General features: G+C 63.9%; 25 protein-coding genes. 16 read left to right on the forward strand and 9 right to left on the reverse strand.

Translation table 11 applies throughout. The features are described from left to right. The first annotated feature begins 10 nt into the window (after window positions 1-10). From JMN37_RS05350 to JMN37_RS05385, 8 genes are all read left to right on the forward strand, one after another. A complete protein-coding gene (locus tag JMN37_RS05350; RefSeq protein ID WP_070478049.1) occupies window positions 11-1015 on the forward strand; it encodes a PhoH family protein in 1005 nt (334 codons plus the stop codon). Then, entirely contained in the window at window positions 1012-1578 is a 567-nt protein-coding gene (gene ybeY, locus JMN37_RS05355; RefSeq protein WP_070975325.1) for an rRNA maturation RNase YbeY, read from the forward strand. Before JMN37_RS05350 ends, ybeY begins: the two co-directional genes overlap by 4 nt. Beyond that, window positions 1579-2919, forward strand: coding sequence for a hemolysin family protein (locus JMN37_RS05360; protein ID WP_252931281.1), 1341 nt, complete (start codon window positions 1579-1581; stop codon window positions 2917-2919). 25 nt (window positions 2920-2944) lie between these two features. Further along, window positions 2945-3796 (forward strand): pyridoxal kinase PdxY, encoded by an 852-nt coding sequence (gene pdxY / locus JMN37_RS05365; RefSeq protein WP_070975323.1) that lies wholly within the window; start codon window positions 2945-2947, stop codon window positions 3794-3796. Window positions 3797-4537: 741 nt separating this feature from the next. Next, window positions 4538-5452, forward strand: a complete 915-nt coding sequence (locus tag JMN37_RS05370; RefSeq protein WP_176754791.1) for a DUF559 domain-containing protein — start codon at window positions 4538-4540, stop codon at window positions 5450-5452. Window positions 5453-6110: 658 nt separating this feature from the next. Further along, on the forward strand, window positions 6111-7109 hold the full coding sequence (gene era / locus JMN37_RS05375; protein ID WP_083433250.1) for a GTPase Era: 999 nt from the start codon (window positions 6111-6113) through the stop codon (window positions 7107-7109). Then, window positions 7099-7836 (forward strand): DNA repair protein RecO, encoded by a 738-nt coding sequence (gene recO, locus JMN37_RS05380; protein ID WP_071573517.1) that lies wholly within the window; start codon window positions 7099-7101, stop codon window positions 7834-7836. The genes era and recO overlap by 11 nt, the downstream gene beginning before the upstream one ends. 8 nt (window positions 7837-7844) lie before the next feature. Then, the gene (locus tag JMN37_RS05385; RefSeq protein WP_240492792.1) at window positions 7845-8585 is read left to right on the forward strand and encodes an isoprenyl transferase; all 741 of its coding nucleotides are present in this window, start codon (window positions 7845-7847) and stop codon (window positions 8583-8585) included. Here JMN37_RS05385 and JMN37_RS05390 read toward each other — a convergent pair. Continuing rightward, complete coding sequence (locus JMN37_RS05390; RefSeq protein WP_252931282.1) at window positions 8582-8998, reverse strand: Fur family transcriptional regulator; 417 nt, start codon at window positions 8996-8998, stop codon at window positions 8582-8584. The genes JMN37_RS05385 and JMN37_RS05390 overlap by 4 nt on opposite strands. Window positions 8999-9112: 114 nt before the next feature. Between JMN37_RS05390 and JMN37_RS05395 the strand changes: the two genes are divergently transcribed. Genes JMN37_RS05395 through JMN37_RS05405 form a run of 3 tightly spaced genes read left to right on the forward strand, consistent with a single transcriptional unit; the run spans window position 9113 to window position 11439 of the window. Further along, complete coding sequence (locus tag JMN37_RS05395) at window positions 9113-10495, forward strand: glycine--tRNA ligase (RefSeq protein WP_252931283.1); 1383 nt, start codon at window positions 9113-9115, stop codon at window positions 10493-10495. A gap of 12 nt (window positions 10496-10507) precedes the next feature. Further along, the gene (locus tag JMN37_RS05400) at window positions 10508-11014 is read left to right on the forward strand and encodes a hypothetical protein (RefSeq protein ID WP_252931284.1); all 507 of its coding nucleotides are present in this window, start codon (window positions 10508-10510) and stop codon (window positions 11012-11014) included. Next, window positions 11014-11439: a hypothetical protein gene (locus JMN37_RS05405; protein WP_070362096.1), complete on the forward strand. Its 426-nt coding sequence runs from the start codon at window positions 11014-11016 to the stop codon at window positions 11437-11439. The genes JMN37_RS05400 and JMN37_RS05405 overlap by 1 nt, the downstream gene beginning before the upstream one ends. 4 nt (window positions 11440-11443) lie before the next feature. Here JMN37_RS05405 and JMN37_RS05410 read toward each other — a convergent pair whose 3' ends face one another. Continuing rightward, window positions 11444-13465 (reverse strand): TPM domain-containing protein, encoded by a 2022-nt coding sequence (locus JMN37_RS05410; protein WP_252931285.1) that lies wholly within the window; start codon window positions 13463-13465, stop codon window positions 11444-11446. Between the two features lie 57 nt (window positions 13466-13522). Here JMN37_RS05410 and JMN37_RS05415 point away from each other — a divergent pair, with 57 nt between their 5' ends. After that, window positions 13523-14782: a deoxyguanosinetriphosphate triphosphohydrolase gene (locus JMN37_RS05415; protein ID WP_370295953.1), complete on the forward strand. Its 1260-nt coding sequence runs from the start codon at window positions 13523-13525 to the stop codon at window positions 14780-14782. A 119-nt stretch (window positions 14783-14901) separates the two neighbouring features. Here the strand turns inward: JMN37_RS05415 and JMN37_RS05420 are convergent, their stop codons facing one another. From JMN37_RS05420 to JMN37_RS05440, 5 genes are all read right to left on the reverse strand, one after another. Continuing rightward, window positions 14902-15843 carry an ArsA family ATPase gene (locus tag JMN37_RS05420; RefSeq protein WP_252931287.1) on the reverse strand — a complete coding sequence of 314 codons (942 nt, stop codon included), beginning with the start codon at window positions 15841-15843 and terminating at the stop codon, window positions 14902-14904. After that, window positions 15834-16097: a cory-CC-star protein gene (locus JMN37_RS05425; RefSeq protein ID WP_252931288.1), complete on the reverse strand. Its 264-nt coding sequence runs from the start codon at window positions 16095-16097 to the stop codon at window positions 15834-15836. Before JMN37_RS05425 ends, JMN37_RS05420 begins: the two co-directional genes overlap by 10 nt. After that, window positions 16081-17775, reverse strand: a complete 1695-nt coding sequence (locus JMN37_RS05430; protein WP_252931289.1) for a carbon starvation CstA family protein — start codon at window positions 17773-17775, stop codon at window positions 16081-16083. The genes JMN37_RS05425 and JMN37_RS05430 overlap by 17 nt, the downstream gene beginning before the upstream one ends. Window positions 17776-18025: 250 nt before the next feature. Then, window positions 18026-19027, reverse strand: a complete 1002-nt coding sequence (locus tag JMN37_RS05435; protein ID WP_252931290.1) for a hypothetical protein — start codon at window positions 19025-19027, stop codon at window positions 18026-18028. Between the two features lie 70 nt (window positions 19028-19097). Then, window positions 19098-19493, reverse strand: coding sequence for a guanyl-specific ribonuclease (locus tag JMN37_RS05440; RefSeq protein ID WP_252931291.1), 396 nt, complete (start codon window positions 19491-19493; stop codon window positions 19098-19100). Between the two features lie 36 nt (window positions 19494-19529). On the opposite strand from JMN37_RS05440, the gene dnaG reads away from it, so the two are divergent. After that, the gene (dnaG, locus tag JMN37_RS05445; protein ID WP_252931292.1) at window positions 19530-21443 is read left to right on the forward strand and encodes a DNA primase; all 1914 of its coding nucleotides are present in this window, start codon (window positions 19530-19532) and stop codon (window positions 21441-21443) included. Here the strand turns inward: dnaG and JMN37_RS05450 are convergent. Then, window positions 21440-22039 carry a MazG nucleotide pyrophosphohydrolase domain-containing protein gene (locus JMN37_RS05450; protein WP_252931293.1) on the reverse strand — a complete coding sequence of 200 codons (600 nt, stop codon included), beginning with the start codon at window positions 22037-22039 and terminating at the stop codon, window positions 21440-21442. The genes dnaG and JMN37_RS05450 overlap by 4 nt on opposite strands. 20 nt (window positions 22040-22059) lie before the next feature. On the opposite strand from JMN37_RS05450, the gene JMN37_RS05455 reads away from it, so the two are divergent. Beyond that, window positions 22060-22713, forward strand: a complete 654-nt coding sequence (locus tag JMN37_RS05455; protein ID WP_252931294.1) for an 8-oxoguanine DNA glycosylase OGG fold protein — start codon at window positions 22060-22062, stop codon at window positions 22711-22713. 9 nt (window positions 22714-22722) lie between these two features. Continuing rightward, window positions 22723-23187 carry a hypothetical protein gene (locus JMN37_RS05460; RefSeq protein ID WP_252931295.1) on the forward strand — a complete coding sequence of 155 codons (465 nt, stop codon included), beginning with the start codon at window positions 22723-22725 and terminating at the stop codon, window positions 23185-23187. A 232-nt stretch (window positions 23188-23419) separates the two neighbouring features. Here JMN37_RS05460 and JMN37_RS05465 read toward each other — a convergent pair whose 3' ends face one another. Next, a complete protein-coding gene (locus JMN37_RS05465; protein WP_252931296.1) occupies window positions 23420-23848 on the reverse strand; it encodes a hypothetical protein in 429 nt (142 codons plus the stop codon). Window positions 23849-23970: 122 nt separating this feature from the next. Here JMN37_RS05465 and JMN37_RS05470 point away from each other — a divergent pair, with 122 nt between their 5' ends. Beyond that, on the forward strand, window positions 23971-24783 hold the full coding sequence (locus tag JMN37_RS05470) for a lytic transglycosylase domain-containing protein (RefSeq protein WP_252931297.1): 813 nt from the start codon (window positions 23971-23973) through the stop codon (window positions 24781-24783). Window positions 24784-24798: the final 15 nt, after the last annotated feature.

Consider the following 24798-nt stretch of genomic DNA (forward strand, 5'->3'; position numbering starts at 1 on the left):
GTTAGGCGACATGGAACCTTTGGTCACGCGCAACATTGAGCTTGACTCTGTATACACCCAGGACGTGCTCGGTATTAATGACACGAACCTGCGGGTGCTCAACCAACACCTCGGCGCCGACGTGCACGCGCGCGGCAACGCGGTGACCGTGCGGGGCCCGGCCGTGGTGGTCGCGCACGCGCTGCGGGTGCTCGACGAGCTCGAGTCGATGGCGCGACGCGGCGTCCCCATTACCGCGGATACCGTCACGCACGCGATTTCGCTGATGGAGGTGGAGTCGCCGGAGTCGGTGGCGGAACTACTCGGCGCCGAGATCATCTCGCGGCGCGGCAAGGTCATCCGGCCAAAGACGGCAGGTCAGCGGGCTTACGTCGACGCGATCGACGACAACACCATCACCTTCGGCATTGGGCCTGCGGGCTCCGGTAAGACGTACCTGGCCGTGGCGAAGGCCGTGCAGGCGCTGCACAATAAAGAGGTTAAGCGCATCATTTTGACCCGCCCCGCCGTCGAGGCAGGGGAGAAGCTCGGCTTCCTGCCGGGCACCCTGAGTGACAAGATCGACCCTTACCTGCGCCCGCTCTACGACGCGCTGCGCGACATGATGGACCCGGAAGCCATCCCGAAGCTTATCGAGGCCGGCATCATCGAGGTCGCCCCGCTGGCGTACATGCGCGGGCGTACCCTCTCGGACGCGTTCGTCATCCTCGACGAGGCCCAGAACACCTCTGGCTCCCAGATGAAGATGTTCCTCACCCGCTTGGGCTTCGGCTCGAAGATGGTGGTCACGGGCGATATTTCCCAGGTTGACCTGCCACGCGGCACGGTCTCCGGCCTGCGCGTCGCCCGCCGCATCCTCGGCGACATCGAGGGCATTTCCTTCCAGGACCTGCGCGCGGAAGACGTCGTGCGCCACCACCTGATCTCCCGGATCGTCGCGGCCTACGACGAGCACGACGCGCGCAACGCCGCACGCTACGAACGAAAACAACGCGAAGAAGAGGCAAGACAGTGAGTATTGAAGTCCTCAACGAATCGGGGGAGGCGGACGTCAACGAGGAAATGCTCGTCGATGTCTGCTCCTTCGCCCTGCAAGCCATGGATGTGCACCCGGACACGGAGGCAACCATCACGCTTGTCGACGAAGCCACCATGGCTGACCTCCACGTTCGGTGGATGGATCTGGAAGGGCCCACGGACGTCATGAGCTTCCCGATGGACGAGCTCACCCCAGGCGGCGGACGCCCGGACGCGTCCCCGTTCGGCGCGGCGATGCTCGGCGACATCATCCTGTGCCCATCCTTTGACCGCAAGCAGGCGGAGATGGCAGGCCACGACCTCGGCCACGAGCTCGCCCTGCTCACCGTCCACGGTGTGCTGCACCTGCTCGGCTACGACCACGTCATGCCGGACGAGGAACGCGAGATGTTCTCGCTGCAAAACGAGCTGCTCGCGGACTGGTACGACTCGCTGGCGGCACGCGGCATCGAGTACCAGCCTAAGCCGACCGGCGCCCATGCATTTCCCTCAGCCGCCGACCGCGAGGAGCTCGACCGCATGATGAAGGGCCGCGACTAAATGGAGTTCACCGTTGCCTACGGCCTCGTCGCCGTGCTCGCGCTGCTGCTTTCCGGCCTGTTCGGATCGGTCGAATCGGCGCTGACCCCGATTTCACGCGCGCGCGTCGAGACCATGGTCAAGGACGAAGTCTCAGGTGCCAAGGCACTCGCCCGAGTTGTCGACGCCCGCGCGAACCAGATCAACATGCTGGTCATGCTGCGCACCGTCCTTGACGCCGTTGCAGCGGTCTTCGCCGCCATGCTGGCGATGGATCTGATCCCCTCCGACGCGTGGGCGATCATCGCCGCCGTCGCGTCGGTGACACTGTTGCAGTTCAGCATCATCGGTGTGTTTGCGCGCACCGCGGGGCGCCGCAACCCCTACACGATCTCGCTGAAGGCGGCGCCGTGGCTGGTCATCGTCAACCGCGTGCTTGGGCCGGTATCGCGCCTGCTCATCTGGGTGGGCAACCTGTTCCACCCCGGCGAGGACTTCCGCGACGGCCCGTACTCCACCGAAGTGGAGCTGCGCGAGATGGTCGACATCGCCCAGGAGAAAGGCGTGGTGGAAACCGCCGAGGGCCGCATGATCCAAAACATCTTCGACCTCGCCTCCACCCACGCCCGCCAAATCATGGTGCCGCGCCCCGAAATGATTTGGATTGAAGGGGAGAAGACGGCCCGCCAGGCAACCACGCTGATGGTGCGCTCCGGACATTCCCGCGTGCCCGTGATCGGGGAGAATGTCGATGAGATTGTGGGCGTCGCATACTTGAAGGACATGTTCGGCCCCACCGGCACCCCAGTGGCGCCGGACACCGTGCTGTCCACCCTGATGCGTGAGCCGCTGTTCATCCCGGACTCCAAGCCGCTCGACGTGCTGCTGCAAGAGATGCAGCGGGTGAACACGCACATCGCCATCGTGATCGACGAGTTCGGCAACGTCGCCGGCCTGCTCACGATGGAGGACCTCCTCGAGGAAATCGTCGGCGAAATCACCGACGAATACGACGACGACGAAGACGCCCCAATCGAGTTCGTCGCCGCGCGCACCCTGCGCGCCCAGGCACGCCTGCCTCTCGACGACCTCGTCGACTTCCTCGCCGACAACCTCGACTACGAGCTCGCCTTCGAGGAGGACGTCACCGACTCCGTCGACACCGTGGCAGGCCTGCTGTCCTACGAGCTGGGCCGCGTGCCGCTGCCGGGCTCCGCCATCGTCCACGACGGCCTGCGCTACACCGCGGAAGGCGGCCGCGACCGGCGCGGACGCATCAAGACCCGCAGCGTGCTCATCGAGGTCCCCGAACCCGCCGAAGCACCCATGGAAGATTCAGACGGGGGTTCTGAAGACAAGTAGCCGTCAGGTTTGTACGCTTATCCCCATGAGCAATATCTTGTCGATCCAGTCCGCCGTCTCCTACGGCCACGTAGGCAACTCCGCCGCAGTCTTCCCACTGCAGCGCATCGGCCACGAAGTGTGGCCCGTCTACACCGTCAACTACTCCAACCACACCGGGTACGGCTCCTGGAAAGGCCCAATGATCCCAGCCACGGAGGTTGCGGCCATCATCGACGGCATCGAGGAGCGCGGGGCCCTCCCGCGTGTCGACGCCATCCTCTCCGGCTACCAAGGCGGCGACGACATCGCCGACGTCATCATCGACACCGTCGCCCGCGTCAAAGCCGTCAACCCCGACGCCATCTACGCCTGCGACCCAGTCATGGGCAGCGCCAAATCCGGCTGCTTCGTCTCCGACAACATCCCGCCCCTCCTGCGCGATCGCGTCGTCCCTGTCGCCGACCTCATCACCCCCAACCAGTTCGAGCTCGGCTACCTGGTAGAACAAGACGTCACCGACCTGGACTCCACCCTCCGCGCCGTCGACGCCGCCCGCGAGATGGGCCCCTCCACCGTCCTCGTCACTTCCGTCGAACGCGACGACGCCCCCGCCGACACCATCGAAATGATCGCCGTCGACGACCACGGCAAGTGGATCGTGCGTACCCCACGCCTGCCATTCAAGCGCAACGGCTCCGGCGACGTCACCGCAGCCCTCTTCACCGGCCACTACCTGCGCGGCGGCAACGCCGCCGACGCCTTGGCCAAGACCGCCAGCTCCGTCTACGACCTGCTCAAGCGCACCTACGACGCCGACTCCGCCGAGCTCCTGCTCGTCGAGTCCCAGGACGCCTACGCCAACCCTCAGCTGCAGTTCGAGGTCGAGGCGCTCTAGCCGTTTGCGCCGGCAGTTCCGCCGGCGTTTTCGCGCTCTTTTCGCGCCGTTTTCGTGCCTTTTTTGCGCCTTTTTTGCGCCCGTTTTGCTCAAAGCGTGCGCTTAGAAGCGTGCGATGCAGGTCGCGTGTTTTCACCCTGCCGGGCCGATTCTCGGCGACCAGCGTCGCACGCTTTTAATACCTCCACCGGAGCGAAAACTGCAGGAGAAAGTACTGTAAACAGCTCGTTTTTGGCCAAAGCAGGGTCGCAACTGCCTTCAATTTGCGCCCATTTCGCGCCCGTTTTGCTCAAAGCGTGCGCTTAGAAGCGTGCGATGCAGGTCGCGTGTTTTCACCCTGCCGGGCCGATTCTCGGCGACCAGCGTCGCACGCTTTTAATACCTCCACCGGAGCGAAAACTGCAGGAGAAAGTACTGTAAACAGCTCGTTTTTGGCCAAAGCAGGGTCGCAACTGCCTTCAATTTGCGCCCATTTCGTGCCCATTTTGTTAAAAGCGTGCGCTTAGAAGCGTGCGATGCTGGTCGCGTGTTTTCACCCTGCCGGACCGATTTTCAGCGACCAGCGTCGCACTCCTTTAACACCTCCACCGGAACGTTTTCGAGGTGGTGTTCGAGGTGGTATTCGCGGTGGTTTTCGAGGCAGCGCTCGCGGCCAGGTCGGGTGCCCCCGGATGCACACCATGGTGTGCAAAGCCGAAAAACCCTGGCGCCGGTGACCACATACCTGCCACAATGAGGCGCATGGATACGGGGGACTGGAAAACACGGTTGCGCTCAGAGTTCGTTGACGTTCGGAGCTGCGTGAATGTGAGTAGAGAGGTGCGGGAGCGCTTGGACTCTGGCGAGTTAGTGAGGTTGTCGTCGGGGGTGGCGGTGCCGGCGTCGATAATTGAGGAGGTCCCGCAGTACCAGCGTGACTGGGCGCGGAGCTTCGCTGTCGGTGCGGTTGCGCAGACTGCGGTGGTGACGGGCCGGGCGGCCGCGCACCTCCTGGGGATGTGGACGGTCAATCAGCCGATGCCACAGGTCTCGATGTTGACGCACAACCCGCCGCCGAAACCGACTCGGCAGCCGGATGTACGCTACGTGCGGTCGCGATTTCGGCCGGATGAGGTGGTGCAAGGCCAGCATCTGAGCACAACAACTCCGTACCGGACCTTTTTGGAGATTGCCCGCGAGGCAGGGTTCAAGCACGCACTCGTAGCCGCGGACTGGCTGCTCTATTCGCGCACGCTCATCGCGCCACAGCTGCAGTATTTAATGCGCACGACTCCCCGGTTTCATGGGATTGGGGCAGCTCGGAAGGCTGTTCAGTATGCGGTGCTCGGTCCGGAGTCTGCGCCGGAGTCCTATACCAGAGCAGTGCTATTAGACGCGGGCTTCAGGAATGTGTTGTCCAACGTATGGATAGACTCGACGCGCTACCGTGTAGACCTTCTCGTGGAAAACGCACTGATCATCGAAATCGATGGGAACATGAAGTACATTGGCCCCGACGTGGATACGGCAGATGTGCTGCTGAAGGAGAAGCGCCGCGCCGATACCCTGCGCAATCTCGGCTATGAGCTGATCCGTTTTTCTCCCCACGATGTGGAAAGCAACCCCGCCTCCTTCTTATCGACGGTCCACTCCGCCCTGAACCGCGCCCGCCGGTAGCTCGCGTCCGTTTCGTTCCACGTTTCGCTCTGGTTTTCGCCACCTATTCATTAAAAGCGTGCGCTCAGAAGCGTGCGATGCAGGTCGCGCGTTTTCACCCTCCCAGACCGATTTTCAGCGACCAGCGTCGCACTCCTTTAACACCTCGACCGGAACGAAACCTCCAGGAGAGTACTGTAAAAGCGCTCGTTTTGTGGCTGTCTTGGGGTCGTAACTGCCTTCAGTTCGCGCCCATTTTGCTCTGGTTTTCGCCACCTATTCGTTAAAAGCGTGCGCTTAGAAGCGTGCGATGCAGGTCGCGCGTTTTCACCCTCCCAGACCGATTTTCAGCGACCAGCGTCGCACTCCTTTAACACCTCGACCGGAGCTAAACCTCCAGGAGAGTACTGTAAAAGCGCTCGTTTTGTGGCTGTCTTGGGGTCGTAACTGCCTTCAGTTCGCGCCCATTTTGCTCTGGTTTTCGCCACCTATTCGTTAAAAGCGTGCGCTTAGAAGCGTGCGATGCAGGTCGCGCTTTTTCACCCTGCCGGGCTGATTTTCAGCGACCAGCGTCGCACTCCTTTAACACCTCCACCGGAGCTAAAACGAAACGAAAACGGCCCGAGCTAAAACAGCGACAACACTGCACTGCCAACAGCGCAGGGTAGACTTCTGCACCATGAGCGAAAACTTCCCGGAGTTCCCGGACCTGTCCAACGCACCAGCAGAAACAAACGCAAATGCGAGCACCCCCGACTACGCGGGCTTCACACAGACCCCGGAGGGCTTCCGGTCGGGCTTTGTGAGCTTTGTGGGCAGGCCGAATACGGGCAAGTCGACGCTGATGAATGCGTTGGTGGGGGAGAAGATCGCGATTATGGCGGATCAGCCGGAGACGACGCGTCGGCCGATTCGTGGGGTGGTGAATCGGGAGGATGCGCAGGTGATTGTGGTGGATACGCCGGGGGTGCACCGGCCGAGGACGTTGTTGGGGCAGCGGCTGAATGAGATCGTGAAGGATACGTACCAGGATGTGGACGTGATTGGGTTTACGGTGCCTGCGGATGAGAAGTTGGGGCCGGGGGATCGCTACATTTTGGAGGAGATTCGGGCGGCGAAGCCGAAGACGCCGATTGTGGGCATCGTGACGAAGTTGGATAAGGTGCCGAAGGACGTGGTGGGGGAGCGTCTGTTGGAGATGCACGAGTACTTGGGTAAGGACGTGGAGTTGGTGCCGGTGTCTGCGAAGGACCGGGTGCAGCTGGACGTGCTGATGGATGTGTTGGTGAGCAAGCTTCCGGAGGGGCCGCGGTTTTATCCGGTTGATCAGGTGACGGATGAGGGCGTCGAGGCGCGGATTGAGGAGTTGATCCGTGAGGAGGCGCTGAGTGGTTTGCGTGAGGAGCTGCCGCACTCGGTGGCGGTGCAGATTGATGAGATGCATCCGGATCCGGAGCGCCCGGATCGGATGATGATTTACGCGGTGATGTTTTTGGAGCGTCCTGGTCAGAAGCGGATTATCGAGGGGCCTGGCGGGCGTCGTTTGAGTGGGATTGTGCACCGTTCGCGGAAGCAGATTATGGAGCTTGTGGGTCAGAACGTGTACCTGGATGTGCGTTTGAAGGTGTTGAAGAACTGGCAGGAGGACCCGAAGGCGTTGGGGCGTCTTGGCTTCTAGGAGAGGTCGCGGGGCGGGGAGGCCGTCGTGGCGTGATCGTGCGTTTGTGGTGCGCACGTACGATTTCGGGGAGGCGGATCGCGTTGTTGTGTTGTTGACGCGCGATCATGGCTTGGTGCGGGGTGTGGCGAAGGGGGTGCGCAAGGCGCGGTCGCGGTTCGGGTCGCGCTTGCAGCCGTTCGTCGAGGTGGATGTGCAGGTTTATCCGGGCAGAGGCTTATCGACGATCACTAGCGCCGATACCGTCGCGTTTTATGGTCACGCGATCATTGATGACTTCGATAGGTACGCGGCGGGTTGCGCGATGTTGGAGGCTGCCGAGAAGCTGTCCTTTGATCAGGGGGATCCGGAGTTATTTGCGCTGCTGCAGGAGGGCTTCGAGCGTCTGCAGTCGCCGACGCACCCGACCTTGGTGTTGGACGCGTTCTTGTTGAAGGCGGCGGCGCACGCGGGCTGGAAGATGAGCCTGTTTAACTGCGCGAACTGCCAGACGCCGGGGCCGCATAAGGCGTTTCACGCGGCGGCTGGCGGCGCGGTGTGCACGCTGTGCAGGCCGCCGGGGGCGATGGATGTGGACCCGGAGGTGCTGCATTCGATGTGGCTGTTGGAGCATGACCATGTGTGTTCGGAGGAGTTCGCGGAGCAGGTGCACCGGGCGACGTCTGCTCACCTGCAGTTTTATTTGGGGGCGGGGTTAACAAGTTTGCGAGTGATGAAGCAGGCATAATGTTTCCCATGAGCAGACCGCAGATTTCCCCGGAGTTTATTCCTCGTCATATCGCGTTAGTGATGGACGGTAACGGTAGGTGGGCACAGGAGCGCGGCATGAAGCGCACGGAGGGCCACAAGCGCGGTGAGGCGGTGCTGCTGGACTGCGTGGATGCCTGCATTGAGATGGGGTCGGTGGAGTGGCTGTCGGCGTATGCGTTCTCGACGGAGAACTGGCGCCGCGCTGCCTCGGAGGTGCGCTTCATCATGGGCTTTTCGCGCGATGTGTTGCACCGCCAGCGCGAGGAGCTGCACGAGAAGAACGTGCGCATCGTGTGGGCGGGGCGTCGCCCGCGCCTGTGGCGCTCGGTGCTACGCGAGCTCGAGGCGGCCGAGGAGCTCACGCAGGACAACACGGGGCTCACACTTGCGATGTGCATTAATTACGGTGGTCGCGCCGAGATTATCGACGGCGCCCGCCAGCTGGCCAAGGACGCTCGGGACGGCAAGATTGCGCCTGGGGATATTACGGAGAAGACGTTCGCGAAGTACATGTACCGCCCGGATATGCCGGACGTGGACCTGTTTTTGCGGCCGAGTGGGGAGAAGCGGACGTCGAACTTTTTGCTGTGGCAGTCGGCGTACGCGGAGATGGTCTACCAGGACAAGCTCTTCCCGGACTTCACCAAGGACGACATGTTCGACGCCGTCTACGAGTATGCGAAGCGGGACAGGAGGTTCGGAGGGGCCGTCGATAAGTTTGATTAGGCCTGGCAGGTGCTGCAGATGCCGTAGATTTCTGCTTCGTGGGCGACGAGTGTGAAGCCGTGCTCTTTGGCGGTGGCCTCAGCCCAGGACTCGACGGGGCCGCCTTCGATCTCCTCGCTGGTGCCGCACTTGACGCACACGAGGTGATGGTGGTGGTGCTCGGTGAGGCAGTGTCGGTAGAGGGTTTCGCCCTCTGGGCTTTGGATGACGTCGACGGCGCCGATTTCTGCGAGCCCCTGCAACGTGCGGTAGACGGTGGTGAGACCGACTTGCTCGTCGCGGTCGATCAGCGCTGCGTGGATGTCTTTGGCGGGGCTGAACTTGTCAATGTCTTTCAGCGCGTCCACGACGGCCTGGCGCTGGCGGGTCATGCGCGGGCCGAGTTTCCTGACGGGGTTATTCGAGCTTGGCATAGTGCGTTCCAGAGTAGCGGACGGCGCCAATGTGGTGGGGTAGATGCTAAGTGTCTGGGTGATTGGCTACACTAAGCGGGTAGTTTTTGCATCACCCATCTATGAGGAGTGTTCATGTCAGCCAGCAAGATCGATACCGTTGTTAACCTTTGCAAGCGCCGTGGCCTTGTGTACCCGGCCGGTGAAATTTACGGCGGTACGCGTTCTGCATGGGACTACGGTCCGCTCGGCGTCGAGCTGAAGGAAAACATTAAACGCCAGTGGTGGAAGCACATGGTGCAGTCCCGCAAGGACACTGTCGGCGTGGATACGTCGATTATTCTGCCGCGTCAGGTGTGGGAGGCTTCGGGCCACGTGGAGGTGTTCACGGACCCGCTGGTGGAGTCGCTGTACACCAACAAGCGCTACCGCGCTGACCACCTGCTGGAGGCCTACGAGGAGAAGCACGGCCACCCGCCAGTAAACGGTTTGGCTGACATCAAGGACCCGGAGACGGGCCAGCCGGGCAACTGGACTGAGCCGCGTGAGTTCTCGGGCCTGATGAAGACGTACCTCGGCCCGGTCGACGACAAGGAGGGCCTGCACTACATGCGCCCGGAGACGGCGCAGGGCATCTTCGTGAACTTTAAGAATGTGATGACGTCCGCGCGTCTGAAGCCGCCGTTCGGCATCGCCAACATTGGTAAGTCCTTCCGCAACGAGATCACGCCGGGCAACTTCATTTTCCGTACCCGCGAGTTTGAGCAGATGGAGATGGAGTTCTTCGTCAAGCCGGGTGAGGATGAAGAGTGGCACCAGTACTGGATTGATAACCGCCTGCAGTGGTACATCGACCTGGGCATTAACCCGGATAACCTGCGTCTGTACGAGCACCCGAAGGAGAAGCTGTCGCACTACTCGAAGCGCACTGTCGACATCGAGTACGCCTACAACTTCACCGGCTCCAAGTGGGGCGAGCTCGAGGGTATTGCAAACCGCACGGACTACGACCTGCGCACGCACTCCGAGAAGTCCGGCGAGGACCTGTCCTACTTCGACCAGGCAGCAAACGAGCGCTGGACGCCGTACTGCATCGAGCCAGCCGCCGGCCTTGGCCGTGCGATGATGGCCTTCCTTGTCGACGCCTACCACGAGGAAGAAGCCCCGAACGCCAAGGGTGGCACGGATACCCGCGTGGTGCTGAAGCTGGATCGACGCCTGGCGCCGGTGAAGGTTGCTGTGCTGCCGCTGTCCAAGAAGTCCGAGCTTGCCGAGCCCGCTGAGGAGCTCGCCGCGAAGCTGCGCCAGCACTGGAACGTGGACTACGACACCTCTGGTGCGATCGGCCGCCGCTACCGCCGCCAGGACGAGACCGGTACGCCGTTCTGCGTGACCTTCGACTTCGACTCGCTTGAGGACGGCGCCGTGACCGTCCGCGAGCGCGACACGATGGAGCAGGAGCGCGTCAAGATCGACGAGCTCGAGGCATACCTGGCGACCCGCCTGATCGGCTGCTAGGAGGCACGCACCATGCATTACGTAAGCTGGGACCGCACGCAGCGCGACGCCCCGAAGCTGCTGGCTGAGGCCGGCCCGGAGATACTCGGCGAGTTCACGCACGAGTCCGCAACGGTGGGCGGGCAGCAGTGGGACCTGCTGGTCGCGCCGGAGTCCGGTGCGGTGGCGACGTGCAACGGTGAGAAAGTAGTGGAAGCTACCGCTTCCTTGGCGCGCGCGAAGGAGATCCCTGTGCACATCGGGGAGCGCTCCTACGTGCTGGTCAACGAGTGGGGCAAGAACTGGGTGGTCAACGACGCCGCCGGCGAGAAGGTCGCGCAGTTCACCCAGGACCACAACGGCGTGCGCAAGGCGATCCTCGAGTTCGAGGGCGAAACCACCCTGCCCGCCACCGACGTTGCGGGCCTGGCATGGGTGAGCCGCGAGGTCCTGGAGGCGAAGAAGCTCGGGATTTCGAACGCTCTGATCGGCACGCTGTTGCTGTTCTCGGGAATCATCGTGCTGGTGATGTTCCTCTAATGACCACGGTGTGGTGGCGCGGTGCGGCGCTCGAAGGAACCGATGCGGCGGTGGCAACCGTGGAGGGCGCCACGATCACCGCGGACGGCCACCGCATCACGATGGTGTCGACGTCCCCTGCGTCGCTGCGCGGGGTCGACGAGCGCGGCCAGCGCTATCTGCTACGCAAGACGAGCCTGACGGTGGCGCGCTACGCCGCCGAGTGCGGCGGCAGGCCGTACACGGTGCGCAGAACCCGGGGGCGCTGCCGCGACATTATCGACGCCCGCGGTATCACCGTCGCAACAACAAACGGCCACCTCAACGGTGAGTTGGAGGTGACCGTTCAGGGGGACTGCGCCTCCGAGGCGCTCGTGGGGGACCTGCTGTTTATAACGTGGGCGCTCACGTACGTGGATACGCCCACGCGCAGGCTGCGCTACTAGCCGGTTAGAAAGTGCCGCCGCGGGTGTTCATCCCGCCACCGCCGCCACCGGAGAAGCCGCCGCCTCCACCGAATCCTCCGCCCCCGAAGCCGCCCCCGCGGTTGCCGCCGCCGGACAGGATCGAGCCCCACAGCACGGCCTGCGCCATGGAGTTCGCGGTATCGCGGGCCTGGGCGCGGCGGTACTGATCCAGATCGTCCTTGGCGGCCTGGATCGCGCGACGCGCGGTGGTGGTTGCCTGGCGGGCGTACTCGATGGCCTCGCGGGTGTTGCTGGTGCGGCGCTGCTGGGCCTCCGCGTACTCGCGCTGTGCCTGGGCCAGCAGCGTGCGCGGCTGCGAGCTGATGATGCGGCCGCGGGAACGAATCATGTCCTCGGCGGACTGGATCTGGGTGGTGGCCACCTGCATCTGCTGGTCGAACATGGTCAGCGCCCGCGACTGGTCGTGGGCGGCGCCCTCGGCGCGTTCGATTTCTGCGTCGAGCTGGGCGTCCACGTCGCTCAAGTCGGCGTACAGGCTCAGTGGGTCGGTGGTGTCGCGGTCGCCGATGTTGGCGATGGCATCGCGGGCGGTCGCGGTGACGCGATCGAGGGCAGCCGCGTCAATGTCGGCACCCTGTTCGCGTGCCCCCTTGAGCTGCGTAATCTGCTCGATTTCGTCGCGGATTTCCTGGATCAGCGACGAGAGGTTCTCCTTCGCTGTCCGGATGTTCGCGTCGGCGTGTTCGATGGCTGACAGGTTGTGGTCGGAAAGCTCGACGGCGCGGGTGGCGGCGGAGAGGACGTCGAGAAGCGGGCCCTGCTCACCGGCCGGACGCGCGGCAAGACCGCGGGCCTTGTCCAACTGCGCCTCGGCCTCGTCGAGAGACTCGGCGGCGAGCTCCACGTTGCCGTCGATGGAGTGCAGCATCTGGGCGGGATACTGCTCCCGCAGCGCCGCTAGCTGTTGCTTCGCCGGCTCCAGCCGCGAGCGCAAATCCACGGTGCGCTGCATGACCTTCTCGATCTCCTCCGGCGCGCGCATTAGCACACCGCGCATCGAGTTGAACTCTTCCGTCTTCGCGCGCAGCGACGCCTCAGCCGTGCGGGCGGACGTAATGATGTCGATGAGCATGGCGCGGCGCTCCGGCTCGGTCTCCGGGATGGCGTCGTGCAGCGCCTGCTGGGTGCGAAACGCGCGCTGCAGGGCAGTGGTCGCCGAGTTCATCGCGGCGGTAAACGGGCGCACGCGGTCCGCGCCGAACTCAGAGGTAGCCAGGCGCAGCTCCTCCTGACCCTGCTGTACGGATTCGTCAGCGGTGACGAGCGTCTCCTGCGCCACCGCGTCCAGGGTGGCGGTAGGCAGGCGGTTCAACGAATCCGCATCGCCGGGTGCCAGCTCGCGTGCCGACGCCACCTGTGCCTCCCGGTGCTGCTTGTTCTTACGCCGCGACACAGCCCAGTACCCGCCACCAGCAACCGCGGCGAGCCCGGCACCGCCAGCAATCAGGCCGGTTGCCTCGCCACCGTCAGCCCCCGAACCCGTGCCGCCCGAGCCCGCGCCGGAGCTGCCGGCCGCCTCAACCGCGGCCAACGCCGCACCAGCCCAATCGGACTGCGTCAACTTCGCGTACGCCGCCTGGTCAATCGCGTCCGCCTCCGCGGACGACCACTGCTCGCCAGTGGTCACGCTGTACGCGCGCTCATTCGGCGAAATCGCGATGACCGCCGTGTTCGGCCCGTTGGCCCGCACGGCGTCCTCCGTCCACTCCGACGGCGGCGTGCCCGCAAAAGAATCGAGGAACACCACCCGCACCGAGCGTCCCTTCTGCGCGCTGACCTGCGCGATAGCGTCCTCAACCTGGGAGACCTCCCCAGCAGTCAGGACGCCGGCTTCGTCGGTAACTGGCGACGTCAACAAGCTAGGCGCCAGCGCCTGCACAGACACGGACGGCGCTGCAGCCTCCGCCACCGGAGCGACGGCCAGCAACGCGCCCCCAACAAACAGCGGGGCAGCGGCCAAGAGACGGTAATTGCGCTTAGTCATGCCAATGAGGGTAGTCGCTCACACAGAAACGTGCCGGAACCGTTTACGCTCGAGGGCGTGTACACCTACAACGCCGCAGACGTCGAACGCCGCGCCCCCGAAGCCCCCAAAGGGGCCCAAACCGCGCCCCACGCAGACACCCGCGACGCCTTCGCCCGCGACCGCGCCCGCGTCCTCCACTCCGCGGCGCTGCGGCGCCTCGCCGACAAAACCCAAGTCGTCGGCCCTCGCGACGGAGACACACCCCGCACCCGCCTGACCCACTCGTTGGAAGTCGCCCAGATCGCACGCGGCATCGGCACCGGACTCGGCCTCCACCCCGACCTATGCGAAATGGCCGGCCTCACCCACGACATCGGCCACCCGCCCTACGGCCACAACGGCGAAAACGCCCTCAACGAAGCCGCCCCCTGCGGCTTCGAAGGCAACGCACAAACCCTGCGCATCCTCGCGCGCCTCGAACCAAAAATAATTATCGACGCCACCACCTACGGCCTCAACCTCACCCGCGCCAGCCTCGACGCCGCCACCAAATACCCGTGGACCCGCACCAACCCCGACGGCACAGTCAACCGCAAATACTCCGCCTACGACGAAGACGCCGACGTCCTCGCCTGGGCACGCGCCGGACACACCGATTTGCGCCCACCCATGGAAGCCCAAGTCATGGACTTTTCCGACGACATCGCCTACTCCGTCCACGACGTCGAAGACGGCATCGTCTCCTCCCGCGTGTCACTGCAGGTCCTTTGGGACTTCGTCGAGCTCGCCGCCCTCGCCGAGAAAGGTGCCGCCGCGTTTGGCGGCACCGCCGACTCCCTCATCGACGCCGCCGACCGCCTCCGCGCCTTGCCAGCCATCGCCGCAGCCGCCGACTTCGACTTCACTCTCCAGTCCTGGACCCAACTCAAAGCGCTGACCTCGGAGCTGGTCGGGCGCTACGTCGGCGGGGTCACGCAGGCCACGCTCACCGACGAAGCAAACAACGTGCTGGGCAGACAGCACGGCAACCTCGTAGTCCCGCCTGACGTGGAGGCAGAGGTCCGTCTTCTCAAGACCGTCGCCGTGCTCTATGTGATGGACGAGCCCGCGCACCTCGCTCGCCAGGACCGGCAACGCGACCGCATCTTCCACGTCCACGAGTACCTGCGCGCCGGCGCGCCGGGCACCCTGGACACGATGTTCCAGCAGTGGTTCGAGGCCGCCGAGACAGATCTGGAGCGCGAGCGCGTCATCGTGGACCAGATCGCTTCGATGACGGAGTCGCGCCTCGAGCGCACCGCGAAGAAGGCCGCCGCATTCGACGGCTTCTACTAGAGGTATGCCTCGCGAGATTATTCGGGAAATCGTGAACAAAATTGCAGTTTTTGTGACTCTGCACACAAGCAAATCTGTTCACAAAATCCCGACTCAACTTGAGAGCAGTACTCCCACCATCACGAGGAGAGGAATCCAGCGATCTGCTCGAGCGCACCCCGCGTGCCAATTTCGCCCGGAAGCCACGGAAGCTCAAGGATCGGCACCGGAAGGTCAAGCAACTCCAGCGCTCGCGTTTCCACCTCGCGCCGTCCCGCCAAAAATGAGCCGGCCTCATCTGGCGCGCGGCGGTTCACCACGGCCCCGCCGACGTGCACGCCGTGGGACGTGAGCTCCTCGTAGAACTCCATCGACTCCATGACCGGCAGGCGCTCCGCGGTCAGCACGATGTGGAAGACGCACTGGGCGGGATCGGTGAGGACGGCGCGCAGGCGCTCGAACTTGCGGCGGCGCTTCAGTAGCGTGGAGCGGATCTGCTGATTGCGGCGGTCGACGGGGGAGCCGCTGTCCCCGGAAGTGCCGCCCATCCCGCGGACGAGCTCGCTGAACTTATCGGACTTATCGCGCCGGGCCAAGAGGCCGTCGGTGTAGGCGGCCATGACCTCGGGGAGTGCCATGAGGCGGGAGGTGTGGCCGGAGGGGGCGGTGTCGAAGATGATGTGGTCGTAGTCGCCGCGCTCTGCGACAAGGTCCGCGATGCGCTCGAGGAGGGCGGCCTCGTGCATGCCGGGGGAGTGCCGTGACATCTCCAGGTGGCGGTCCACTTCGCGGTGGAGGCGTTCGGGCATCATGGCGCGCATCGATTCGCCGACGGCACGCAGGTGCTGGTCGGTGATGGTTGCTGGGTCGAGCTCGATGGCGTGGAGGTTCGGTTCGAGGGCGGTGGGGGCGTCGTGAAGCGAGGTGTTCCAAATGTGCCCGAGGTTGTGTGCGGGGTCCGTCGAAACTAAGAGGACGCGGCGGCCGCGCGCGGCGAGGCGCACGGCTGTGGCGGCGGAGATGGTCGTCTTGCCGACGCCACCTTTCCCGCCGAAGAACATGACTGGGGCGTCTAGCAACATGAGATTCCGTCGAGTGGTGAGTGTTCCATGCCCATGCGGGTGTGCCAGGCGTGGAAGTCGTCGTAAAGCAGGGGGAGGAGTTCGAGTGTGTAGTAGCTGGCGGGGTTCGGGATGCCGAGCATTTCGGAGGCAACCAGCAGGGTGAACAGGTCGTCCTCCTCGCGTGCGGCGCGGGCGAATTCGCGGCGGTAGGGCGCCTGGTAGAACTCGCTGAGGCCCGCGCCGAGCGCGGCCAGCTTACTGCGCAGGCTCATGGACCGGCGTGTCCTCCCAGTCGACGGCTGGCTCGCGGCGCGCCTTGCTGATCGCGGTGATCGCCTCAACGATGACCCAGATCGCGCAGATAATAATGACGACGTCGATAGCGAGCAGCAGCCAGTTGCCTGCCTCGAAGAGGGTGCGCAGCTGCAGCACCGCCGCCCACAGTGACATGAGCGTCACGAACGCCAGCGGGATCAGCAGTGGCAGCGTCGGGCGACGCAGCCTGGTCAGGATGACCACCAGGACTGCCAGGGTCAGCCCGGCCATCAGCTGGTTCGTGGTGCCGAACAGCGGCCAGATGATCATGCCGCCGGACCCGTCGAGGCCGGTGGAGAACGTCAAGCCCAGCGCGGCACCCACAGCGATGATCGTGGCTGCCAGGCCGGAGAGCTTCACGCCCATAATCTGGCCGATCTCGCCGACGACCATGCGCTGCAGGCGCACACCAGAGTCCATCGTGGTCGCAGCGAAGAGGACAGCCATGGTGGCCAGGATGGTGGCCGACAGGGACGTCGGTATGCCCAGGCCCTGGTTCATCAACGCACCGCCGCCTTCGACGAAGGCGTTGACTCCGCCGGCGTTCCACTCGTTGTACACGTTCTCCCAATCCGCGATCGTCTTGTAGCCGCCCGTCGTCGCCACAATCGTGCCGAGCGCCAGCAGGCCCTCACCAACCGCACCGAAGTACCCGACGAAGCGCGCGTCCGTCTCCTTATCCAACTGCTTCGCCGACGTACCCGAAGCAACAATGCCGTGGAAGCCAGACACCGCACCACACGCAATCGTCACGAAGAGCAGCGGGAAGATACTCGGCGTGCCCTCCGGCACAGCCTCATTAATCGACGGCGCCACAATCTCCGGACGCACAATAAAGAACGAAGCGTACAGAATAATCAGACCAACAAACAGCTGCAGACCATTGATGTAATCACGCGGCTGCAACAGCACCCACACCGGCAGCATCGACGCAATGAACGCGTACACGAACAGCAAAATGATCCAGATACCGCGGTCCGGAATACCCATCACCGTCTCCGGCAGCGCGAGTGGCACGCGGTCACCAATCACCATCAGCGCGTACAGCGCCACAACACCAACCACCGACACCAGCGGCAGATTCCACTTCAGTCGGTAAATCGCCTGCCCAATCAGCACCGCGACCAGGATCGCGCCCCACGTCGGAATCACCGCCGACGGCGTCGCAATCAGCAGGTTCGAAATCACCACCGCGAACGCAGTATTGACCATCAGCAGCAGCAAGAAAATCACCACGAGGAAGAGATTGCGCCCACGCGCGCCGATGTAGCGCCCCGACAACGTGCCAATCGACTGCCCCTTATGCCTTTGCGACGCCCACAACGCCCCCAAGTCGTGCATCCCCGCAAAGAACACCGTTCCCAAGGTCACCCACAGGAATGCGGGCAGCCAACCCCAAATCACAGCGACTGCCGGGCCGATAATCGGCGCGGCGCCCGCCACGGAAGTGAAGTGGTGGCCCCACAGCACGTACTTGTTGGTGGGCACGTAGTCCACACCGTCTTCCATAGTGTGCGCCGGGGTCTCATAGCTCTCAGAGAGCTTATAGACCCGCTGGCCCAGGAACTTTGAATAGAGCAGGTACCCAGTGAGCAGCATCGCCAGCCCGATGAGTACGAGGAAGAGCGAGTTCATGCGGTCGCCTTTCTGTCAGTGTCTTGAGTCACAACTGCGGAAAGTATGCCACACCTCACAGCTCATTTCCGGCGTTTTCTGAACTCTCCTGGAGGTTCTCGTCGGCGACGGCTCGCGTGGGGTGGGGATATGCCTCGCGAGATTGTTCGGAAAATCGTGAATAGAATTGCGCATTTTGTGACTCCAACCACACGCAATTTTGTTCACAAATTCCCGACTCCGCTCGAGAGCACACATGCCACCCCCAAAATCACCACGTGGGAAGAAGGCCTTCGGGCCGCTCATCGTCGGGGAATCTGCTAATCCGTGCGATGTAGGCTTCAATGCTTGCGTCGCGTGGGGAGCTGTCAGCATATTGCAGTGGTTCTCGCGGGCCCCGGCAGATGTCGCAATGCGGGCGGCCTCGGTAGGTGGCGCGCACGGTGTCGGCGATGAGGTTGATCGTGCCGCGGAGGTCGCGGTGGAGTGCTTCCACGGGGACGTGCAATGTGCGGACCCAGCTGGTTTCGGTGGGGGCGCAGTGGTCGTCGAAAAGTGGGGCGTCGGTGAGTGCGAGGGCGAAGTGGGTGCCGTACATGACGCGGTGCGGTTGGGTGTGCCAGTAGTGCGCGGGGAGTGCGTGGTGGGAGAGGAGGGCGGTGGCGAGGTAGCTGAGCTCGGGCGCGATTGGGTGGTGGGAGGCGCGCTCCCAGCAGAGTTGGAGGGTGTTGCGGTCGCGTTGGCGGGGCAGGGCCCAGATGGCTGCGGTGATGGTGTCCTCGTGGCCGCCGATGTGTTTGAGGTGGTTGAGGACGGGGTAGAGCTGCGCGCGTGGCTCCCATTTGAAGATGCCCGCGATGGTTTCGGGCAGGGGTGCGACGCGGATTCCGGCGATGGTGTCGGTGGTGTGGAGGATTTGGCGTCGATAGTGGAGGCCGGGGCGCCATTTGCTGCGGGTGATGGAGGTGCCGTTGGGCAGCGCGACTTCGGTGAGTTCGGGCTGTCGGCCGAGGTGTGGCACGGGGAGGCGGTGGAGGCGCGCGGCGGTGCGCCCAACGATGGCGGCTTTGCGGTTTTCGCGGCCGTGGATGAGAGCTCGTGCGATGCGGCGGGTGTCGGGGTCTAGCGTGCCCCACCACCGCTTTTCGACGGCCCCATACCTCCCAATCCGCACCATAGTCCCGCTCGCGACGGCTCGTTTGAGCCGCTGAGCTTGTACTGTGCGTCCCCGAAGGCTGTGAATGTGTGCGCTGAGCGCTGCGAATTCCCCCATGCGTTGGAAGTGTAGCAATTTTGTTCACAATTTCCCGAGTATGCTCGAGACGCCACCTTCCCCCAGTTGGTTACCTCGGCTGCACCTCGCAGAAGGTGTCGTAGTGGTTGTCGGTGTAGTACCACTCGTCGACGACGCCGTCGGCTCCGCCGCCGGTTACGATCCGTCGCAGCCCGCGGTGGTGGACGCCCGGCGTGTCCACGGTGTATTCGCGGTAGTAGCCGAGTGGCTCTTCGGGGAGGGTGCGCTCGTAGTTACCGAAGCGCGAGTCGTCCTCTGGGTGTGGGTAGGGTCCGCCGGATTCGATGAGGTTGATGGTGTCCCAGGCCTCTGCAGGGAGGTTCGGGCAGGAGGTGGGGTCTCCCGACGCGGCGCCCTCGTCCTTGTTGGGCAGGAACGTGTTGATCAGGAGCGCCGCGGCGACAACGACGGCACCGACGGCGGTGTTCTTCGTTTTTCGGCTCACGCTGAGTCATTGTGGCACAGGCGCTACGATGTGCGTATGGCTAGGGGCAGAATTCCGGATAGTGACATTGAGGCTATTCGTGAGCGGGCGGCGATCGAGGACATCGTTGGCGAGTACGTGCAGCTCAAACCGGCTGGGTATGACTCGCTGAAGGGCTTGAGCCCGTTTAAGGATGAGAAGACGCCGTCTTTCCACGTCCGGCCGGCGCGCGGGTACTACCACTGCTTTTCCACGGGCAAGGGCGGGGACGTCTTTTCGTTCCTGATGGAGATGGAGCAGATGTCCTTCCCGGAGGCGGTGGAGGCGGTTGCTCAGGAGATCGGCTACCACATCAATTACCAGGGCGGGACGACTGGTGGGCGTGATGTGAAGCCGGGGACTCGTGCGCGCCTGTTGGCGGCGAATAAGGCGGCGCACGAGTTTTACCGTGAGCAGTTAGAGACTCCGGAGGCGGAGGTCGGTAGGAATTTCTTGCTGGAGCGGGGGTTTTCGAAGGAGCTGATTTATCACTTCGAGTGTGGGTACGCACCGGATGGCTGGGATACGTTGACGAAGCACTTGCTTCGCAAGGGTTTCGACGCCCAGGAGCTCCAGGATGCCGGGATTTCGAGTATGGGGCGTCGTGGGCCGATTGATAAGTTTCGGCGCCGCCTGATTTGGCCGATTAAGGACGTGGCTGGCAACGTGATCGGGTTCGGGGCGCGCAAGCTGTTTGATGATGACCCGATGGGTAAGTACATGAACACCGCGGACACGATGTTGTACCACAAGTCGAAGGTGCTCTTTGGGCTGGATTTGGCCAAGAAGCACATTGCTACGGATCACCAGACGGTGGTGGTGGAGGGCTACACGGACGTGATGGCGATGCACGCTGCGGGGGTGAAGACGGCGGTGGCGTCGTGTGGTACGGCGTTCGGTAAGGACCACATGGCGGTGATCCGCCGCCTCATGTTGGATGACAATTACTTCCGCGGCGAGCTGATCTACACCTTCGACGGCGACGAGGCTGGGCAGAAGGCGGCGATGCGCGCGTTCCAGGGGGATCAGCAGTTTTCGGGGCAGTCGTTTGTGGCGGTCGCCCCCGACGGACTGGACCCTTGTGACCTGCGCCTTGACCGTGGGGATTCCGCGTTGCGGGACTTGGTGGCGTCGAGAATCCCGATTTTTGAGTTCGTGATTGAGTCCCTGCTGAAGGACTATTCGCTAGATACGGCGGAGGGGCGTCTGCAGGCGTTGCGACGCACCGTTCCCGTCGTCGCCGGTATCAGCGACAAGGTGCTGCAGACGGAGTACGCGCGCAGACTCGCCGGTTGGGTGGGCTGGCCGAACCCGGACGAGGTGCTCCAGCAGGTCCGCGAGGAGGCGCGTCGGCCGAAGCAGCAGCAGCGCACTTGGCAGAAGCCGCAGCGCAACCAGCAGCAGGCCGCGCCGGGCCAGCCGCCCGCGTTGGTGCCGCCGAACCCGCAGGATCCGCTGTTGTGGCCTCAGCGCGAGGCGCTCAAGATTGCGTTGCAGTACCCGGAGAAGGCCGGCAGCTACTTTGAGGGCATTTCGCCGGAGGCGTTTACGAACCCGGCGTATCGCCAGGTGCGTGACGCGATTGAGAAGGCTGGCGGGGTGACGGGCGCGCACGTGGGCCCGCAGTTTTTGGCGAAGGTGGCGCAGGAGATGCTGGACCTGGTGGGCCGCAATTTCGTTTCAGAGTTGGCGGTTGAGCCGATGCACCCGGACGACATTGACCGTTACGTGGACTCGGTGCTCTCACGCCTACAGGAGACCCGCGTGGGGGATCAGATTGCGCTGCTGAAGGCGCAGTTGCAGCGCATGCGCCCCTCCGACGACGAGGCCGCCTACAACGCGCTGTTCTCCGACTTGGTGGCGCTGGAGCAGGCGCGCCGCGAGCTCAACGACCGCGCGCTGCGCGGCGGGGCCTACGGGCCGCAAGGCTAGTTACCCTTGGCTTTGGCCTCCTGCCACAGCCGGTCTTGGGTTTCGGCGTCGATGGTGCCGGTGCTGCCGTCGAAAAGGTAGGGGGAGCGCGCCTTCATCTTGTCGACGAACCCCTGCGCCACCTCCGCGAACCCGAACGCGCCGCGCTCTGCCGCGATTTCGGCGTGGAAAAGGACTTGCAACAGGACGTCGGAAAGTTCTTTGCGCAAGGCTTCGTCGCCCTCGTTGTCGGTGATGGCGGCGGCGAGCTCCTCGGTTTCCTCGTGGAGGTAGGGCAGCAGCGTTTCGTGCGTCATGGAGCGCTCCCACTGCCCGCGCGTGCGCGCCGCGTGCATGACGGATACTGCCTGGTGGACGGGGTCCTCGAGCGAGGGCACCCGCTCGACGTGCTCGCCCTTCGCGACGCGCTCCCGCACCACCTCGTCATCCTCGTTTGTGGTGAGGAGCCAGGGGCAGGGGCCGTCGGGAGCGTCGGCAAGGTCCCACCGCACGGAGACGGGTACTTCCATGGTGAACTCCACTGGTCCCCGGATGCGCTGCGCTACTGAAACGGGCAGCATGTCGGGCCAACGAGGGTCAAGCACGAGGATGGTCATAGTGTGTAACAATAGTCCGCATGACAAACCAGATTGCAGAAGCCATCAAGGCCGTTTCCCCAACCGCGGAAGCCGTCGCGCAAGAAACCGTCAGCTTTTCCCCGATCCGCTGGAAGACCGGCTGGCCGCACAACCTGCGCCGCGTCCCACCCTTCCGTGACGACGCCACCGCGACCCTGACCCGCCGCGAAGTCTTCGCCTTCGCGCAGGACGTGGTGGACTCCGAGTTCGCCCGCGACCAGATCATCGACTTTTTGGGCGCGTCCTTCGCGTTCCAGGGCGGCAAGAACGCGCAGGCGCAGCTGAAGCTACAGCAGTTCCTGCGCAACAAGGGCAAGGCGAACGCGCTGCTGCAGGCGCTGCGTAAGGTCGGCTCCGGTGAGCTCACGCCGGTCCAGCAGTACGAGGCCGTCGTTGCCACGGGCCTGCCTGCGAAGTTCGGCTCCGGCCTGATCTATTTCCTGGCCGGCCCGCAGGAGGCCGCCGACGAGAAGCCACTCATCATCTGCTCCAACCGCGCGAAGGGCGCCGGCCTGGACGTAACCAGCGACTGGTCCGCCGACGAATACGGCACCTACCTGGCAGCCATCAAGGCCGGGCGCGACGAGCACGCCCCCGAGCTGCCACTCGACGCGGTAGAATTCGCACTACGTGAGCACGCCCGCCAAGGATAGGAGACCATCATGAAGGCGCGTACAACGGTTCTTGCCGGACTTGCCCTCGGCTGTGTGGCGTTAGCCGGGTGTTCGACAGAGAAGTCGACGGACCTGGGCTTCGCAGCTGCCGCTCAGGAGGGCACGCCGTTTACGGTGTCGCAGGTTGCCGGCGAGCACGCCAAGCGCGCCTATTTCTTCTGCCCGTACACGGACAAGGCGCAGGCTGAGGCCCTGGGGTTCAACCCCGACGATGTCTACAGCATCAACGACGACTCACAACGCTGGGAGACCTGGAGCGGCATCGGCGTCATTTTCAGCGATGATCGCAAACCCGCCATCGAGTGGTTCGACCCCTCAATTATCGACGCCTGCCCCGGCGCCACCACCGGCGATGAGCTCGATGTGGACGCCCCGATTACCCCCACCGTCGAGCCCGTTGAGTTCGCGGGCGACGAAGGCCCCACCGACGTGATCAAGTTGGTGGTGGAGTAGGGGCTTCTTTGGGGATTGTGTGCTAGCGGGGGTGCGCACCACATTCCCTCACAGGTTTTGTCCGACCTGGGCTTTTGCCGCGCTCGCCGATCGGAATCGTGGAATGTGGTGCGCGTGCTGCTTGGACTGACACCACATTCCCTCCCGTGCTTTACGTGACCTGGGGAAACGCAAAAGTCGGCGAAGAAAAACGGGAATGTGGTGCGCAAGCCACGGGGCGAGCGCCTAATACCTAGCGTGCCAGGAGCTGGCCCAGGTCCAGGTTGGAGGACAGCTGCTGCAGCTGCGGTGGGATGTTGGTCTGGGAGCTGCCAAGGAGCTTCGCCCAGTCCTGTACTGGGTCCGGCTTCACGATGCCGCACTCCAGCGCACGGTCCGCAACCGCCTGGACGGTGCCGCCGGACATGACGCGAAGGGCGATGGAGTCGCCGATCTTGCCGTTGAGGTTGTTGACCAACTGCTGGCGGGTGGTGTCCTTGCCGGCGACGCCGGTGCCGTTGAGGGTGACGCGCAGGGTGCTGCAGTTCATAGTTTTGACGTTGCCGTTGACCAGCTGCAGGAGCGAGGTGGCGTCCTGTGCCTGTGCTGCTGGTGCTGTGAGGCCTGCCAGGCCGGTCAGGGCTGCGACGCCGATGGCTGCGATACGGGTGGAAATGCGCATAGGGTGCTCACTTTCAGGTTGTAAATAGGTGCTTGAAAAACAGAACGGGATACACCATACCTGTTACTGGTGTGACGCAAGTGAAAATTGGGGATTACGGGGGTAGTGTAGGATCTTCTGCCATGACGTTTTCTGGCCGTCCCGGCAGGCGTGCGCGCGGGTGTGGGTGTGTGGCGCTGCTTGTCGTTGTCGGCGCGGTGGTGATGGTTGTTGCGTTGGTGGCCTTCCTGCTCAGCGCGCTCGGCGGCCCGGAGCAGTTTGTGCAGCGCCAACCCGTCCCGGAAGACGTACCCCCGGCTGCGGCCACGCCACCACCTGCTATCGACGTCCACGCGCCCGGCCGAACCGCCAACGAACTCCACGCGTGGGCTGCCCCTATCGCGGAGGAGATCGGGGTCGACCCGCAGGCGGTGCGTGCTTACGGCAACGCCGCCTTGATCGCGGCGGAGGCCTGGCCTGCCTGTAATCTGCAGTGGAACACGCTCGCTGGGATCGGGTGGGTGGAGACCCGCCACGGCACCTATACGGGCAAGAAGTTTGACGCTGGTCGCCTCGATGAAAACGGTGTGGCGCAGCCGCCGATCATCGGCCCGGCACTCGACGGCACGGGCAACTTCGCACTCATTACGGACACGGACGGCGGCACCCTCGACAGCGATGCCGAGTACGACCGCGCGGTGGGGCCGATGCAGTTCATCCCCGGCTCGTGGGCGATCTACGGCCGCGACGCCGACGGCGATGGGGTGGCAAACCCCCAGCAAATTGACGACGCCGCCCTGAGCGCAGCGAACCTCCTCTGTGCGAACGGGCGTGACCTGTCCACTGCGGAGGGGTGGGCCGACGCGGTGCTGACGTATAACCACTCGCGCGAGTACCTCCACAACGTCCGCGATGCCGCTGCGAACTACGCGCTCACCCAGCGCGCCACCCGGTAGGCGTGCCCCAGCCAT

It is taken from the genome of Corynebacterium lipophilum (assembly GCF_024102595.1).
Classification (GTDB): Bacteria; Actinomycetota; Actinomycetes; order Mycobacteriales; family Mycobacteriaceae; genus Corynebacterium; species Corynebacterium pseudogenitalium.

What these genes read in the sequence shown, in the direction of transcription:
- pdxY (WP_070975323.1), top strand. Translation starts at nt 2,945, where the DNA reads ATGAGCAATATCTTGTCGATCCAGTCCGCCGTCTCCTACGGCCACGTA.
- JMN37_RS05370 (WP_176754791.1), top strand. Translation starts at nt 4,538, where the DNA reads ATGGATACGGGGGACTGGAAAACACGGTTGCGCTCAGAGTTCGTTGAC.
- JMN37_RS05425 (WP_252931288.1), bottom strand. Translation starts at nt 16,097, where the DNA reads ATGAGCCTGCGCAGTAAGCTGGCCGCGCTCGGCGCGGGCCTCAGCGAG.
- JMN37_RS05435 (WP_252931290.1), bottom strand. Translation starts at nt 19,027, where the DNA reads ATGGGGGAATTCGCAGCGCTCAGCGCACACATTCACAGCCTTCGGGGA.
- JMN37_RS05390 (WP_252931282.1), bottom strand. Translation starts at nt 8,998, where the DNA reads ATGCCAAGCTCGAATAACCCCGTCAGGAAACTCGGCCCGCGCATGACC.
- JMN37_RS05405 (WP_070362096.1), top strand. Translation starts at nt 11,014, where the DNA reads ATGACCACGGTGTGGTGGCGCGGTGCGGCGCTCGAAGGAACCGATGCG.
- JMN37_RS05395 (WP_252931283.1), top strand. Translation starts at nt 9,113, where the DNA reads ATGTCAGCCAGCAAGATCGATACCGTTGTTAACCTTTGCAAGCGCCGT.
- dnaG (WP_252931292.1), top strand. Translation starts at nt 19,530, where the DNA reads ATGGCTAGGGGCAGAATTCCGGATAGTGACATTGAGGCTATTCGTGAG.
- JMN37_RS05360 (WP_252931281.1), top strand. Translation starts at nt 1,579, where the DNA reads ATGGAGTTCACCGTTGCCTACGGCCTCGTCGCCGTGCTCGCGCTGCTG.
- JMN37_RS05350 (WP_070478049.1), top strand. Translation starts at nt 11, where the DNA reads ATGGAACCTTTGGTCACGCGCAACATTGAGCTTGACTCTGTATACACC.
- JMN37_RS05460 (WP_252931295.1), top strand. Translation starts at nt 22,723, where the DNA reads ATGAAGGCGCGTACAACGGTTCTTGCCGGACTTGCCCTCGGCTGTGTG.
- era (WP_083433250.1), top strand. Translation starts at nt 6,111, where the DNA reads ATGAGCGAAAACTTCCCGGAGTTCCCGGACCTGTCCAACGCACCAGCA.
- JMN37_RS05465 (WP_252931296.1), bottom strand. Translation starts at nt 23,848, where the DNA reads ATGCGCATTTCCACCCGTATCGCAGCCATCGGCGTCGCAGCCCTGACC.
- JMN37_RS05410 (WP_252931285.1), bottom strand. Translation starts at nt 13,465, where the DNA reads ATGACTAAGCGCAATTACCGTCTCTTGGCCGCTGCCCCGCTGTTTGTT.
- JMN37_RS05430 (WP_252931289.1), bottom strand. Translation starts at nt 17,775, where the DNA reads ATGAACTCGCTCTTCCTCGTACTCATCGGGCTGGCGATGCTGCTCACT.
- JMN37_RS05420 (WP_252931287.1), bottom strand. Translation starts at nt 15,843, where the DNA reads ATGTTGCTAGACGCCCCAGTCATGTTCTTCGGCGGGAAAGGTGGCGTC.
- JMN37_RS05455 (WP_252931294.1), top strand. Translation starts at nt 22,060, where the DNA reads ATGACAAACCAGATTGCAGAAGCCATCAAGGCCGTTTCCCCAACCGCG.
- JMN37_RS05400 (WP_252931284.1), top strand. Translation starts at nt 10,508, where the DNA reads ATGCATTACGTAAGCTGGGACCGCACGCAGCGCGACGCCCCGAAGCTG.
- JMN37_RS05385 (WP_240492792.1), top strand. Translation starts at nt 7,845, where the DNA reads ATGAGCAGACCGCAGATTTCCCCGGAGTTTATTCCTCGTCATATCGCG.
- JMN37_RS05450 (WP_252931293.1), bottom strand. Translation starts at nt 22,039, where the DNA reads ATGACCATCCTCGTGCTTGACCCTCGTTGGCCCGACATGCTGCCCGTT.
- JMN37_RS05470 (WP_252931297.1), top strand. Translation starts at nt 23,971, where the DNA reads ATGACGTTTTCTGGCCGTCCCGGCAGGCGTGCGCGCGGGTGTGGGTGT.